General features: G+C 43.3%; 12 protein-coding genes. 2 read left to right on the top strand and 10 right to left on the bottom strand.

Annotated features, from left to right (window positions below):
• Positions 1 to 105 precede the first annotated feature (105 nt).
• Together FFM70_RS12730 and trxA are read right to left on the bottom strand one after the other, a co-directional pair.
• Positions 106 to 321, bottom strand: coding sequence for a hypothetical protein (locus tag FFM70_RS12730; protein WP_137617222.1), 216 nt, complete (start codon positions 319 to 321; stop codon positions 106 to 108).
• 243 nt (positions 322 to 564) lie between these two features.
• The gene (gene trxA, locus FFM70_RS12735; RefSeq protein ID WP_137617223.1) at positions 565 to 897 is read right to left on the bottom strand and encodes a thioredoxin; all 333 of its coding nucleotides are present in this window, start codon (positions 895 to 897) and stop codon (positions 565 to 567) included.
• A gap of 184 nt (positions 898 to 1,081) precedes the next feature.
• On the opposite strand from trxA, the gene FFM70_RS12740 reads away from it, so the two are divergent.
• Complete coding sequence (locus FFM70_RS12740) at positions 1,082 to 1,600, top strand: MerR family transcriptional regulator (protein WP_137617224.1); 519 nt, start codon at positions 1,082 to 1,084, stop codon at positions 1,598 to 1,600.
• 204 nt (positions 1,601 to 1,804) lie between these two features.
• Here FFM70_RS12740 and FFM70_RS12745 read toward each other — a convergent pair whose 3' ends face one another.
• From FFM70_RS12745 to FFM70_RS12760, 4 genes are read right to left on the bottom strand one after another with little or no spacing between them, the layout of a single operon-like run.
• The gene (locus FFM70_RS12745) at positions 1,805 to 2,965 is read right to left on the bottom strand and encodes a mannitol-1-phosphate 5-dehydrogenase (RefSeq protein ID WP_137617225.1); all 1,161 of its coding nucleotides are present in this window, start codon (positions 2,963 to 2,965) and stop codon (positions 1,805 to 1,807) included.
• A gap of 1 nt (position 2,966) precedes the next feature.
• Positions 2,967 to 3,416, bottom strand: a complete 450-nt coding sequence (locus FFM70_RS12750; protein ID WP_137607990.1) for a PTS mannitol transporter subunit IIA — start codon at positions 3,414 to 3,416, stop codon at positions 2,967 to 2,969.
• Positions 3,417 to 3,430: 14 nt separating this feature from the next.
• Entirely contained in the window at positions 3,431 to 5,506 is a 2,076-nt protein-coding gene (locus tag FFM70_RS12755) for a BglG family transcription antiterminator (protein ID WP_137617226.1), read from the bottom strand.
• Positions 5,507 to 5,530: 24 nt separating this feature from the next.
• Positions 5,531 to 7,366: a PTS mannitol transporter subunit IIBC gene (locus tag FFM70_RS12760; RefSeq protein WP_137617227.1), complete on the bottom strand. Its 1,836-nt coding sequence runs from the start codon at positions 7,364 to 7,366 to the stop codon at positions 5,531 to 5,533.
• A 308-nt stretch (positions 7,367 to 7,674) separates the two neighbouring features.
• On the opposite strand from FFM70_RS12760, the gene FFM70_RS12765 reads away from it, so the two are divergent.
• Positions 7,675 to 9,093, top strand: a complete 1,419-nt coding sequence (locus FFM70_RS12765) for a C69 family dipeptidase (RefSeq protein WP_137617260.1) — start codon at positions 7,675 to 7,677, stop codon at positions 9,091 to 9,093.
• A gap of 91 nt (positions 9,094 to 9,184) precedes the next feature.
• On the opposite strand, the gene FFM70_RS12770 is transcribed toward FFM70_RS12765, so the two are convergent.
• The 4 genes from FFM70_RS12770 to FFM70_RS12785 all read right to left on the bottom strand — a co-directional run bounded on the left by FFM70_RS12770 (position 9,185) and on the right by FFM70_RS12785 (position 14,437).
• Positions 9,185 to 10,393, bottom strand: coding sequence for an MFS transporter (locus FFM70_RS12770; RefSeq protein ID WP_137617228.1), 1,209 nt, complete (start codon positions 10,391 to 10,393; stop codon positions 9,185 to 9,187).
• Between the two features lie 439 nt (positions 10,394 to 10,832).
• Positions 10,833 to 11,999 (bottom strand): MFS transporter, encoded by a 1,167-nt coding sequence (locus FFM70_RS12775; protein ID WP_137617229.1) that lies wholly within the window; start codon positions 11,997 to 11,999, stop codon positions 10,833 to 10,835.
• Positions 12,000 to 12,062: 63 nt separating this feature from the next.
• Complete coding sequence (locus tag FFM70_RS12780) at positions 12,063 to 13,490, bottom strand: carboxylesterase family protein (protein ID WP_137617230.1); 1,428 nt, start codon at positions 13,488 to 13,490, stop codon at positions 12,063 to 12,065.
• 233 nt (positions 13,491 to 13,723) lie between these two features.
• Positions 13,724 to 14,437, bottom strand: coding sequence for a glucosamine-6-phosphate deaminase (locus FFM70_RS12785; protein WP_137617231.1), 714 nt, complete (start codon positions 14,435 to 14,437; stop codon positions 13,724 to 13,726).
• Positions 14,438 to 14,526 lie beyond the last annotated feature (89 nt).

The raw sequence follows: 14,526 nt of genomic DNA on the forward strand, positions 1-14,526 counted from the left end.
CTTTTCAAAATTAAAAAACGTCCTCGGAATTTTAAGTTTTCCAAGGACGTATTTTATAGGCTCTTTGTCAAACGGCTATTGATGAATGATCCTATGAAAATGGTATTAAACCGCTAATCGGACGAGTTGATTAACTGGCAACCTATCCGTTGGCTGATTTGCTATTTTTTCAAACTCATCCGATTGACGTTGCTGAGACTGCGGTCGCGGTACTGCTTGGGCGTGCTGAACTTGCTCGGTTGGAACTTGTTGCTGTTGATAAATCAAGACAGCGCTCAAGATGCCAATTCCAGTGCTTACAGCTAGTAACATTTTTTTCATTCTTCATCCCCCGTTCAAACTCAATCGTCCACAAGTTAATCAAGGATACCATCAAAAAATTGAGTTATATGCCGGTGACGCCCACTAGTTTAATTATTAATAATGTTGTCGGCAACCAAGCAGCGTCTGTTAACCACCAGTTTTCAAATTATCATTTGAATCTAACTTGACAGTGACCCGCATTTATTACAATTATTATGAAAATAATAAAAAAGAACTGTTTCGCAAACAGTCCTCTTAACGCTAGTCGGCCGCTACTTCTGCCAACTTTTGATCTAGATACTTTTTCAAGGCACTTTGTGGATGAAAACCGACTACTTTTTCCGCGGGTTTACCATTTTTAAAAACGACTAATGCGGGAATGCTCATGATCTCAAATTGTTCCGCAATCACTTTATTCGCATCAACGTCCAACGACGCAAATTTAATTTTGCCGTCGTAGTCAACATCCAAGGCTTCTAGCACCGGCGTCTGCATTTTGCACGGTCCACACCAATCCGCCCAAAAATCGACCACAGTTAGTGCTGTGCCCTCGGCAACTGATTCAAAGTCAGCGCCATTGACTGGTTCAATCATTTCAATTCCTCGTTTCAACTCAAGTTTGTTTTTATGATAGCACGTTTGCACCCCAATTTTCGCCTTTAAAGTTCGTCAACTACCGCTAATCGTAACCTGACGCAATCAATTCCCTACACAAATAGTTTCAGATTCGATATAATAGCGTTATAGAAACGATATAGCTTAAGGAGGGGGATAAATTTTGCCAACTAAACCAGCACAATCAGATCAGACCACTAAATTAGTCGCATCCGTCGCCGCTGACCAACTCGGCATCAAAGCAGTGACCTTACGAAAATACAGTACTATGATTGAAAAACAACTCAACAACGAAGATCTCTTTCGCAGTAGCGGGACGAGTCACCGCCTGTATACCGCAGCTGATTTGGCCGCCTTCAAGGACGCCATCACGCTAACGGAACAGGGAACGACTTTAGCCGAAGCGCTGCAACAGAGCTTTCACCAGCCACAGCCCAAGACGACCTTAGTGGTTGAAAAGACCGTGACAAACAAACCAATCACGTCAGTGGCAACACCTAAGCCTGCGCCACGACAGCCAGAACCAACTGGTCCGACTAATCAGGAGTTATACAAGCAACAAGAACAGATGATTCGCCGTCTTGACTCGCTTAACAGCCGATTAAATCAAGTTTTAGTCAAGCTTGACCAACAAGCAGCGCCACACCCACAGCGTCCATGGTGGCACTTCTGGAAAGACTAATCACAACTGTTTAGCCTTTCGTTGCACACTTTGACCACCGTAATAGCACTAATAAAATCGCGATTCAGAAATCAGTTGAAGCTTTCTGAATCGCGATTTTATGATTAACGCCATCACTCATCTGAAATTCGTTTCTCGGCAGGCGACAACGATCCACTCGTAGCCAACAAAAAAAGGTGCTAATCAGCACCTTTTTTAGGTTGTTTAGTCTTCCGTTTCAGCGACATGGTTTTCGTATGCAGCCTTAATTTCGTTAATCAAGTCTTCATCCTTCAACCCAGTTGTTTCGCGAATCACTTGTTCGATTGGTTCGTCCTTCAGCATTTGTTGTAACTTCACGCTTTCGCTATCATTTGGATAGTTGAAGAAGAACATCATACCAGCAGTGTCAACTAAGGCACTGTAGTCACGGCCGCGTTCCTTCAATTCGCGAATTGGGCGAATGAAGCGTTCGTCAAAGCCAAGCTTCCGAATTGGCGTCCGACCAACCCGTTCAATATCATCTGAGATATATGGGTTTTCGAAACGGCTCAAGATCTTCTTTTGGTAAGCATGGTGAACTTCAGGATCAAAGCCCCACTTTTGAATGAGCAAATCACCAGTTTCAGCTAAAACGTGCTTAGCTTGTTCAACGACACTGTCATCTTTGACCGCTTCGCCGATAGTCTTGTAGCCCTTCATATTGCCAGTATAGGCAACCGTGGCATGACCAGTGTTAACAGAGAACAACTTGCGTTCAATGTATGGTTCCAAGTCTTCCGCATAGTCGACACCCTTAAGTTCAATCTTAGGGTTAGCCATTTGTGACTTGTCGATAACCCATTCCTTGAATGGTTCCACGGAAACGAACAATGGATCGTCGTGCTTTTGTAATGGCACAATGCGGTCAACCGCAGCGTTAGGGAAACCAATATATTGGTCAGCCCAAGCTTTTTCATCGTCGTTCAATGCTTCATAAACTGATTTCTTTAATGATTGACTCCCGCCAATCATGTTTTCGCACGCAATCACATCGATTGGTTGGGTGTTGTTATTCGTTTGACGTAACTTAATCCCGTCAGCAATTAAGGGTGCAATGAACTTCAAAATCTTAGGACCAATGGCCGTTGTCACCATGTCAGCGTTTGCAATCTCTTCTGCGACCGCTTTAGGATCCTTGCCATTGTTGATTCCTTTGACATCATGAACTTCGATATGTTTTTGACCTTCTGCCGCAAGTTCAATGGTATAGCCATTGCGCTTATTCAATTCATCGATCAAAGTTTCGTTAACGTCAACGAAAGTAATTTTAAAGCCATTGTCAGCCAAAGTTTCGCCAATGAAGCCCCGACCAATATTACCTGCACCAAAATGTACGTCTAACATGCTAATCAACTTCCTTTAATAGATTAATAATTTCATCTTCAGATTGAGCGTCCGCTAGTTTGGCAACGTTTGCCACGTCGCTGCAGTATATCGCAATCTGAGACAAGAGGTTCAAGTGTTCACCATTCAAGCCAGCAATCCCGAAAATCACCGTGACGGTCTTATCGTCATCATCATTTTCTGGATCACCCCAGCTCACACCCATTGGTACTTGGACGACTGAGATACCAGTCTTCTTAATGTACTTCATGCCATCTTCAGTACCATGGGGGATGGCAATGAAATTACCCATATAAACGGAAACATCTTTGTTTCGTGCCTGCATCGCATCAATGTATTCCGGTTCGACACAACCGCCATCGACCAATAATTGACCGGCTAAGCGGATGCCTTCTGCTTGCGTTGCCACTTGTTGGTTTAGCGCAATCATTTTTTTATCTAAAGCTTCCATTTTATTCACCTACACTATTTCGTTAGTTCGTTCAAAAACGCACTGCTAATTAACTGATAGAGCTGTTGGCGACTGCCGGTCATAAAAGTCTCAGTATTTTCCTGACTTTCGATGACTAACGCACTCAACTTGCCCATGAGCCGATTCTCAAAATCGCTAATGTCGGCCGGACCGAGCATCAACACGATCCGTTGTAGTCGTATCGTTTGGGCGTCCATGCTTTTAAAATCGATTGGCGTTGCCAGTTCAAAGATTGCGCAATACGGGGCGGTCACCTGTTGGCTCAGCGTATGAACTAACGCCAAGTTAGTATTAGGAATCCCAACCGGGGCTAGACCCATCCGATGTAACAACTTACCCGCGACTTCTAGGGGATCACGGATCAACTTTGAATCGATGTGACGTGTGATTTTGACTAGCGTTTCCGCCATTGTTTCAGCATCATTGTTGATTGGAGAAATCATAAATCGATCCAAAATCTGTTTGGCAATTGTCATCCGTTGATACACCGTTTCGAAATCGAGTGTCGTTACTGGCTGGGGGGCCGGCTGTGGTTCATCCGGTCGCGTATTAGGAAAATACTGATGAATGTACTCACGCAACGCACTGACTTCATTTTCAAGCAACAACGGGCTGACCACCCGATAGTTCAATTTGAATCCTGGCAACTGAGTCGTCGATAGAATCATGTCAAATTGTTGTAAGTCGATCTGACCAAGATTCCCAATTCTAGCGACCTCAATCGTGGTAATTTCCGGTAGCAACCGCGCCAGCCGCATTTTCAAGATGCGAGCGGTTGTCATACCGTTGGGACATAAGACCAATACTTTCAAACTCTGGTGACTCAACTGTTGCTCATAGGTACTGGCAAAATGAATCAACAAATACGTTAACTCATCGATTTGAAAGCTCTGATCAGGAAACGTGGCGGCAAAACCGCGTACAACTGCCGCATACAACTTCGGATATTGGGTCCGCACAGCTTGTAACTCCGGACTTGGCGAGACTGGTCCAGGCAGCCCATTGCGTTTCAACGCGACTTGCATGTGGGCAGTCAAGTTGTTCAATAATTGATCATCCGTTCCAAACGACCAATCAAAGTTAGTCGCCACCGCGTCAATCAACTTTTTCACGCGGTATGTCAGTTGCAAGTCATAATTGGCTAGCGAGGACTCCCGGTCAATCCGAAACGTTAAGCCTTTGATCTGCTGCGCGAGAAAATCAATTTCGGCGCCGGTGATCTGCGACTTAATTTCAGCTGGCAACTGGGTCAAAATCGCCAAGGCCAACTGTTGATACTTCAGAAAGTCATCCCGGTTAATTCCACGCAAGTACGTGACCTGCTGACCATGTTGTAAACGCATGACCGCCGTGGTTAAAGTGATAATTAACTGTTGTAACTGACCATCTGGCACGGACGCAAAGTATTTTTTCTTCAAACTCCGCACCGCGAGATAACAATGTAACAACACGGTCGGATCTAGCTGTTGTAAGAAGTAAGATTGTTCATCCGTGGCGGCAATCGCCAGTCCTCGCTGTAACTTCCCAATCGTTTTGAAAAATTCATAATCATTGATCGCATTGTTCAAAATTGTGGCGAAGAGACTGCGAATATTGCTTTCCGTCCCAGCGACTTGAATGCCACGTGACTTCAAGCGTTCAATCGACAATTCATAGTCGGCAAATGGGGCTTCTAAGGTACTCAAGTCGTTAGAAATCGTGGCAATACTGACATCGAAATCTAACGCCAATTCTTTGAGCTTCATGGATCGATTCGCCATCAAGACCCGACAAGCCAGTGCATTCTGTCGCGTTTGCGAATCAAACGCTGGCGCAATGCCATGACTGTCCGACAATCGTGACTGGAAATCAGCTAAAGCAGCTGACGTCCCACTCAATTGAAAATGATGATCTTGATTGACAATCTGTAACTCGGCATTGGCTAACACCAATTCCAAATTACTAAATTCGCGATAAATCGTCCGACGACTACTATTGATGGCGGTTTCAATCTGACTCATGCTCAAGCCAGTGGGACTCGCTAACAATAGTTGTAATAATTCGTCTTGACGTTTTGTGAACTTAACCATGGGGCCACCTCGTATGATAACGGTTTATTTTAGCGCTAATACCATCTTATCATATTTAGGTGAGTTCAGAAGATCGTCGGTGACAAGCACTTGGACCTTGGTGTAACGGGTACGAAGGTTCTTGGCAGCCTCTGGACTAGAAACAACTAACAAACTGTTTTCATCTTGAAGTTCGTCGATACCAACATTCTTAACTGTGATTTGCTTATTGGCTTTCTTCACCCGATCCTTCATTAAGGACGTTGCCATGGTGGCTGTGCCTAGATGACCATCGTGATGCACAAAGACAATTTCATTAACAACTGACAAGTCCAAACCGGCTGGCAAATCAGTGGCATCGGTTGAGGCTGCTTGTGGTGCGGCAGAGACTGGTGCTGGTTCATCACTGACTTGGTCGCGAGCTTTCAAATTAACAACAACTTGATCGTACTTAGGGCTACTCAAGAAGTTATCAACGGACAACCGTAAGGCGTGCGGTGCTTTTTGCGCTGCCCGATCAGCGAGTTCATTTTGCGTAATGACTAACAACCCTGGTTCATCTTTCAAGTTGCTAATTGCGGTGTTCGTGACTGACATATCAATGCCGGCCTTCTTGACTTTGTCACGGAGTAAGGAAGCACCCATTGCGGATGACCCCATCCCAGCGTCACAAGCAAAGATAATGTGGTCAACATCTTTATAAGAAGCAATCACGTCGGCTGGTTCAGCGGCACTCGTTTCAACCTCAGCGCCACCATTCTTCATGTTGCTCATTTGACCTTGTGCAGCGGCTAAGGAATCATCAACCATCGTCTTATCGCGTTTCAAGATGACTGCGGCAACCAAGAAGGAAACCACCGTAGCTAACGTGACCCCTAGTAGCAAGCCCAAGTAGTTAGAAACGCTACGTGGTGACATCACGAATAACATGATGATCGAACCAGGTGATGGGGTTGATTTCAATCCAACATCTAACAAACTAAAGGTTGCGGTACCAGTAATCCCACCGGCGATAACCGCTAAGAATAATGCTGGCTTCATCAGAACGTATGGGAAGTAAATTTCATGAATCCCACCGAAGAAATGAATGATCATCGCACTTGGCGCTGAAGCCTTGGCAGTTCCTTTACCAAATAAGGCGAAGGCTAAGAGTAACCCAAGGCCGGGACCTGGATCTGGTTCAAGTAAGAACAGAATTGACTTACCGGCACTGGCAGCGGCTTGAATCCCAAGCGGTGTCAAAATACCTTGGTTAATCGCATTGTTCAAGAACAAAATCTTGGCTGGTTCAATGAAGACGTTAGCTAATGGTAATAAGTTAACCTTAATGATCCAGTTAACCCCAACTGCCATCGCAGCGCTAGCGCCGGCAACTAATGGGCCGATTCCAAAGTAACCAATAATTGCTAATAACATTCCCATAATCCCAGCGGAGAAGTTGTTGACCAACATTTCAAACCCGCTGTGGACTTTGTCGGCAATGGCGTCGTCCCATTTCTTGATAGCCCAGCCGCCTAAAGGTCCCATAATCATGGCCCCGATAAACATTGGAATCGAAGACCCTACAATGACACCCATCGTGGCGATGGCCCCAACGACCCCACCACGATGACCGGCAATCATATTCCCACCGGTAAACGCGATTAATAATGGGAGTAAGTAGTGGACCATTGGTTGAATCATTTTGGCAAGATCAGCGTTCGGGAACCAACCACCGGCCATGAAGATGGCGGTAATTAGGCCCCAAGCAATGAAGGCGCCGATATTTGGCATAACCATGTTACTTAAAGCGCTACCAAATTTTTGAACGCGGGCTTTCAGTCCCACTTTCTTCTTTGGTGCGGGTGATGTCGACTTTTTATTTACATTTGCTTCACTCATTCGATTAAAGCTCCTTCCGTTTTCTTAACGTCTCTATCATATCGGCTACCGAAAACGGTTTCAAGAAGTTCTAGGCAGACCCGTGGCACAGGAAGTTGTGCCAAAATTAAACTCACTGATTCACAAGATTAGCTTTTGGCACAATCGATATAAATATTGTTATATCAGCATTTACAACCTTTTCACAAATATTTTTATCATCCACCTGTCACCCATTTCACAAGTGGTTTAGACCGATTTTTGTGATTTAGCGTTGTATTCCCAACTTGGACTCCTATACTGGAAGTACAAAGGGGGCAGAACTAATGTTGAAAAAAAGTTCTGATTGTACCGAAATACTCGTCGGTAAAGCCGCTACTATTGATGGCTCGACGATCGTGGCTCGTAACGAAGATGGTTATGGCCCAATTAATCCAATTAAATTCGTGGTTCATTCAGCCAAGGATCAAACTGCAGCTGAATTTAAATCCGTAACCACCGGTGTAACCGTACCATTGCCTGATCACGCTTATCGCTACACGGCAACGCCACAGGCTGACCAAAGTGATGGTCAATATGAGGAAGCTGGCATTAACGAACTAAACGTCGGGATGAGTGCAACCGAAACGACTGCGACCAATGCCCGCGTCTTAGGCTACGATCCCCTCGTCAACGACGGGGTCAACGAAGAAGCCATGTTAACTTTAGTCTTACCCTATATTAAGAGCGCCAAAGAAGGCGTCCAACGGTTGGGGGCTTTAATTGAAAAGTACGGCACTGGCGAATGTAACAGTATTGCCTTCAATGATCATGATGATATCTGGATCTTAGAGACGGCCGGTGGACATCATTGGGGCGCCATGCGCTTACCCGATGACACCTATGCGATTGTCCCTAACCAAACAGTCGTGGAAAAGCTCGACCTGAGCGACGCCGATAACTACTTGGGCGCAACGGATTTAGCCGAATTCGTTGAAAAGAATCATTTGAACCCAACACCCGGCCAATTCAATTTCCGTGAAATTTTTGGCACCCATGGCGAAGACGACGCTTATTACAACACGCCGCGGACATGGTATGGTCAAAAATTGTTCAATCCCGAAATTGCGGACCAACAACCGACCGACCAAACGATGCCGATGTACCGGAAACCCAGCAAATTATTGGCGATTGAAGACGTCCAATTTTTCTTAGCGTCCCACTATAATGGGACCCCATATGATCCATTTGACACCTATGCTTCCGGTACTGCCGACGACCAAAAGAAATACCGGTCAATCGCGATGGATCGGAACCAATGTCAATCGATCTTGCAGATTCGTAACGATGTGCCTGCTGAACAAGCAGCTATCCAATGGGTCGCCATGGGCTTCTTCGCCTACGCGCCGTCCGTGCCATTCTTTACGAATATCAACGACACCCCACTCGATTACCGCAATACAACGGCAACCGTCGATGTGCATAATGTTTACTGGCTCAACAAAACGTTATCAACATTGATCGAGCCACATTGGCATGAATTTGCCGAAGCCGTCAACGCTTATCGCAACGGCTGTCAATCTTATGCCCGTGGTCGCGTCGCCGCCACCGATGCCAACGTGACCGGTGATGTGACCGACTATTTGACGAAAGCCAATGCTGAAACTGCCGGTGAAATTTCCAAACGGACCTACGCCTTATTTGATGAACTCGTTAAACACGGGTTACTTTTATCAAAGACCAGCTGGGAAAAAGGTCAAAATCTCTAAAATCAGTCTAAAACAAAATGGGTCCGAAACAGATCAGCTGTTTCGGACCCATTAATTGTCTAATCAACTCATTAAAAGCTGAAAGTTAAGCTTATTTCGCCAGTACCATTCTAAAAAGACGTTTATTCAACGTTAAAAATAGCCCCGCAGCAATATAAGCGACACCCAGAATTAACAAAAAACTGAATATATTTAGCTTACTGCCAATATAGCCAAAGAATAGTGACCCAATGGGCATAAATAGTAACGTAATACTGTAAAAAGTGCTCATGACCTTTCCCATATGCTGTTTGTCAGTCACCAGCTGAATCATTGGCACTTGCAAAACCTGAGTCACACCCAAAAAGAGGAACGTCAATAACCAAACGATTAACAAAGCAACATTGTTTTTGGCGCATAAGACTAGTGCTGACATCAAAAGGCCACCGATGAGATGTGCCAAGATAAATCGCTTGCCGAGAGGAATCTTCTTTAAAACCACATTCGACATTAACGTTGAACCAATTAATAGACCAATCGCAGACACTGCCGTGATAATGCCATAAAATTGGCTACCACCCATGCTTCTCCCCAACAAGACTTCGTAAATATTTAACCCGCCAAATAGAAAGTTAATGAGCGCCGCAACAACCGTAATAAACAGGATCACTGAATTATGTAAAATAAGCTTAAATCCTAGCCCAATATCTCTAAAAAACTGCTTATCCAGCGAAAAAGCGAATCGTTTGGTCTGCTTATCATTAAAATCGATTCGACTGAACATCACGATTGAAAAAACAAAGGTCAAAATATCAGTGATCAATAACGGTAAATATGAAAAGGCTTTTAACAGAAAGCCAGTAACGCCATTAAACAAATAATCCGTTCCCCGGTAAGCAACTGACAAAAAGGATTCTGCTTTTGGTAAATCTCGATTGGCAACAAAAGATGGTATAAAAGCATCCTGAATTGGATAAGTGTTCATTCCAAAGAAAGACGCGATAAACACCATTAGACAAAGCAGTAGCATATTAACATTGCCGATGGTCATCATCACGATGATGACCATAATAGCTAACATCTGACCTAACTCACAAATAATTAACAATAACTTCTTATTGTTATTATCGATAATTGGCCCAATCACAAACGAGAGCATTTCTGGGATTAAAATAAAGAAATTCAAAACGCCAACCCACCAGCTTGAGTTAGTATATTGCAAAACAAACCAAGTAATCACAATATTATAGATACTATCGCCAGCATTGCTAACCAATCTGCCCGACCAAATTCTTCTAAAATCAGGATATTTTGTAAACATTCAATCCCTCCTCGCAGCAACTTAATATAGTAATAGTATCGCTGATACAATCAAAATCACACCGTTTTCTAATTTAAGGTTAATAAAATGTTACTTTTACCATTCAACCTACGAAAACAGTCCTCCAATGACTAGTCTGCTATTTTCCAATTTACCGATAAATAACCGCCAATAATAAGATTCTAACAGTGGTGATAATCGCCCAAATGGTGAAAGAGGCACCACATTTCTACTTGCACATCAAAAATGTCCCACTGACGATACTCTAAGGGACACTCACATTTTTCATATTCTCGGTTTACTGATTATTTACTTCGGCACTGAAATATTTATTTAGCAAATAAGCCACTGTCATTGCGCGACAGTGGCCTATTTTTTTGTCTCAGCGACTTTCTACTTCAAAACACTGTTAAGCCATCAATTTCATCACAATGTCATTTTAATTGTACTGTACCGCGGCGTTGAGTTTACGACGATTAACTAAATAGATAGTTGCCGTTAAAGGAACAACGAGTAACATCACTGGGTAAAAGAACTTTAGTGGCAAAATAGTTGGTAGGATACCGCCAATGATCGGCCCAATCGACATACCAATATCGCTTCCCAAATAATAAGTGGCATTAGCAAGTCCCTGTTCTGCCATAGGCGCTAACAAGAGCGCTGTTGATTGAGAAACAGAAACCATCACCCCAAAACCAACCGCCATTAGCCCGGCTGCCAAGATCATCTCGAAGTTATTTTGCATGATTGTTAATAGGATAATATAGCCAATGGTTGCCATTATGCAGATCGCAAACCAAAGCCCAAATGAAATCGTATCAAAATAATTTTTTAATAATAGCCGAATAACGATCAAAACAAGTGAGTAACATAGGAAGAATAGGCTGACGGTAATGTTCAAATGGCGTTCTTGAACATACATGACGATATCAGCTTGCGTCACGAAATAGGGAATAGACAATAATGAAAAAATCATGGCTACTGGCAAGGCATCACGTTGAATAATCTTAAAATGTTGGTCTTTTAAGTTGACTGCAGGTTTGGCATGATTATCGATTAATTGGATGACAACTACCATGGCCACAGCGCTCAAGGCCGCCAAGCTGATAATGAATTTATAGCCTAAAAGTTGATAAATACTAATTGCTAGCGCTGGCGCAATCGCCATTGCAAGCGCATTTAATAAGCCATAATATCCCATCGCGGCGCCAAGATGTTGTCGTGGCACTAAATAGGCCATCCAAGTTGCTAAACAAACAGTACATAGGACGAAGCCTAACCCATTGATGAGCCTAAAAAATAATAACCATGATGCATCGAATGAAAAAAAGTAACCAAAATCACTAATCGCACATAGACTACCCCCGATTAGCGCTAATCGATATTTAGAAATGCGATCCGTTAAATTGCCGGCAAAAGGTCTTAATACCATTGAGGTCAGACTCATAATGCCCACAATAATGCCGGCAAAAGGTCTATTAATCCCTAAATTACGGGCATAGCCATTCATTAGTGGATTCACCGCTTGAATGCTAAATTGGTAAAAAAAGGTGGCTAACATGACGCAAACAATATCCTTTGAAAAAAATGAAAATTTCTTTGTCAAAACTTGTTCCTCTCTTTTGGTCAAACAAAAAGACGGTTATAACCGCCCTTTCGTAAGGATTAATTATGGACGAGAAATGCCTTTAAATAGCTGCAGAACCAATTTGGCATGCTCAATTCCGTTATATGGTCTCTGACCAATATCTTTGATCATTATTTGATTTGCCTTCACCGGTGACCATAATTTCTCATGTTGATCAGTCGCAAAGTTCAGTAATGTTTGACTAATAAACTGATCCCGATCGCGTTGTTCTTGACTCGCATCAGGTGCCGTTTGACCGACAATCCCATACATATCAGTCCCATGATAAGCGGGCGACCCCTCAGTTGGGCCAACACTTAGTTGGTAAACACGCCCGCCAGCCTGAGCATGATCATGGGCTTCCCGAATCGCTGGTAAGGTAAAATTGTAATCGGTAAAGAAGCGGGTTCTGACTTCAAGCGGTGACGCTTTGCCAGCACCACAATGCAACGTGATGGCCTTAGCCTGTTTGCGTGGAATATGGCAATCGTAAACCATTTCATCAATCACAGCTTCGATGGTTTTAGGATCAACATTATCTGGAATATTAGCTGCATACCAGCTGGCTTCGGCCGTTGTTGAAGTCATGATTAAATCAACATCTTTATGTTCGCCGCTTTTAATCACCTCAGCAGGGTTAGCTTTCAAGACGCCATTTGGTAAAAATTCATCTTCAACAATACCGATTGAAATGGTATTGAGATTGCCACGTTTCAAAACATCAGTTGGTAAAACTTGATTAACCGCAGCCATCAGTGATTTAGCATCAACCGTCAATAACTGTTCTGGTGACGTCAGTTTTAGTGTTTTTAAAACTTGATCCGCTAATTCTTCAGCCCACCAAGCTGGGATATAACGGGCGGCATAACCAGAGAAGGCAGCTAATCTGCGATACAACCCGTCAGCTTCAGGGACCGCTAAGAGCGTTAAAAGTGAAAATGACCCGGCACTATGACCCGTAAGCGTCACTTGGTCGGCGTCACCACCAAATGATCCAATGTATTGGTGGATCCACTTTAAGGCTAGGACCATATCTTGTAATCCTAAGTTACTGGCATCCTTAAACTTGCCACCATATTGAGATAATTCAAGCCAGCCAAGTGGTCCTAGACGGTAATTAATTGAAACCCCAATCACTTTGCCACTTGCGACTAAGCCTGACAAATCCGATGTGTCTTGAGAATTAGCGCCATAAGTCCAACCGCCACCGTGGATATAAACAACCACGGGTAGTTTTCCTTGAACATGCTCGGGCGCCCAGATATTAAGGTTTAAGCAATCTTCACTTTTACCTTTGTCAGAATTTAGAAAAGCTGGATCTGTTAATTGCAATGACGCTGGCCCGCTTTGACTATCGTCATTCTTGGGGTCAAATGGGACAATTTGAGCCTTTTGGAACCGGCTAGCCGTACCATAAGGAATCCCGAGCCATTCTTGAACATTGTTAAATTTTTTATTAGGATGTGACATTTCAAATTCCTTCTTCCACATTTTTATATCGCTTTAGTTTAGTATTCCTTCATTTTAAACTGTGCCCCAACGTTACAGTCAACTGGAAGTTTAAGGTCGTCCCAACTCGTCCCCTAATTAACTAACATGGCAATTGTCTTCGGAAAACAAAAAGACTATTCAAAATCGTTGGATTTCGAATAGTCTTTTAAAGTGCACACGCATTAATTTTTAAATTTAGTTAAGTTTAAATTCTAGTATTTTTTGCTTAACTTGCTAGCTGCGGCTTCGTCAATGATAACCGTAACATCAGGATGGTTTTGCAAAATTGAAGCTGGGCAATCAACGGTGTCAGGGCCTTCGATCATACCCTTAACTGCATCCGCCTTGTTGTCGCCAAAGGCTTCGAGAATCAAGTGCTTACTCTTCATGATTGAAGCTAAGCCCATTGAGAAGGCTTGCTTAGGAACATCATTTTCGCTAGCAAAGAAACGGGCGTTGGCTTCAATGGTTGATTCCGTTAAGTCAACAACATGCGTTGTCACGTCGCGGGCAGTCCCTGGTTCGTTGAAACCGATGTGACCATTGCGGCCAATCCCTAAAATTTGTAAATCGATTGGATGTTCATCGATCACTTTGTCATAACGTTTTACTTCTTCGGCTGGGTTAGCAGCTAAACCGTTTGGCAAGAATGATTCTTTAAATGGTTTTTGGTTAAATAAATGTGATTGCATGAAATATTTGTAACTTTGGTCGTTATCTGGTGCAATACCAACATATTCATCCAAGTTAACGGATGTGCAGTTACTGAAATCTAAGTCACTCTTTACGATTTCTTGATAAGTTGTAACGGGTGTCGAACCAGTTGCCAACCCAAATACTTTAGCCCCATTGTCCAAGGCATTCTTAAATACTTTGTATCCTTCTACACCGCCGGCAGCTTGATCCTTTACTACGATAACTTTCATAATTAACTGACTCCCTCTTTATTTGGTATAGTCCAATTGTATATTGGTCTAGACTAAAATTCAAGGGTTTTGTTCGAAATAGTTTATTT

The organism is Lactiplantibacillus nangangensis (assembly GCF_005405065.1).
GTDB lineage: Bacteria > Bacillota > Bacilli > Lactobacillales > Lactobacillaceae > Lactiplantibacillus > Lactiplantibacillus nangangensis.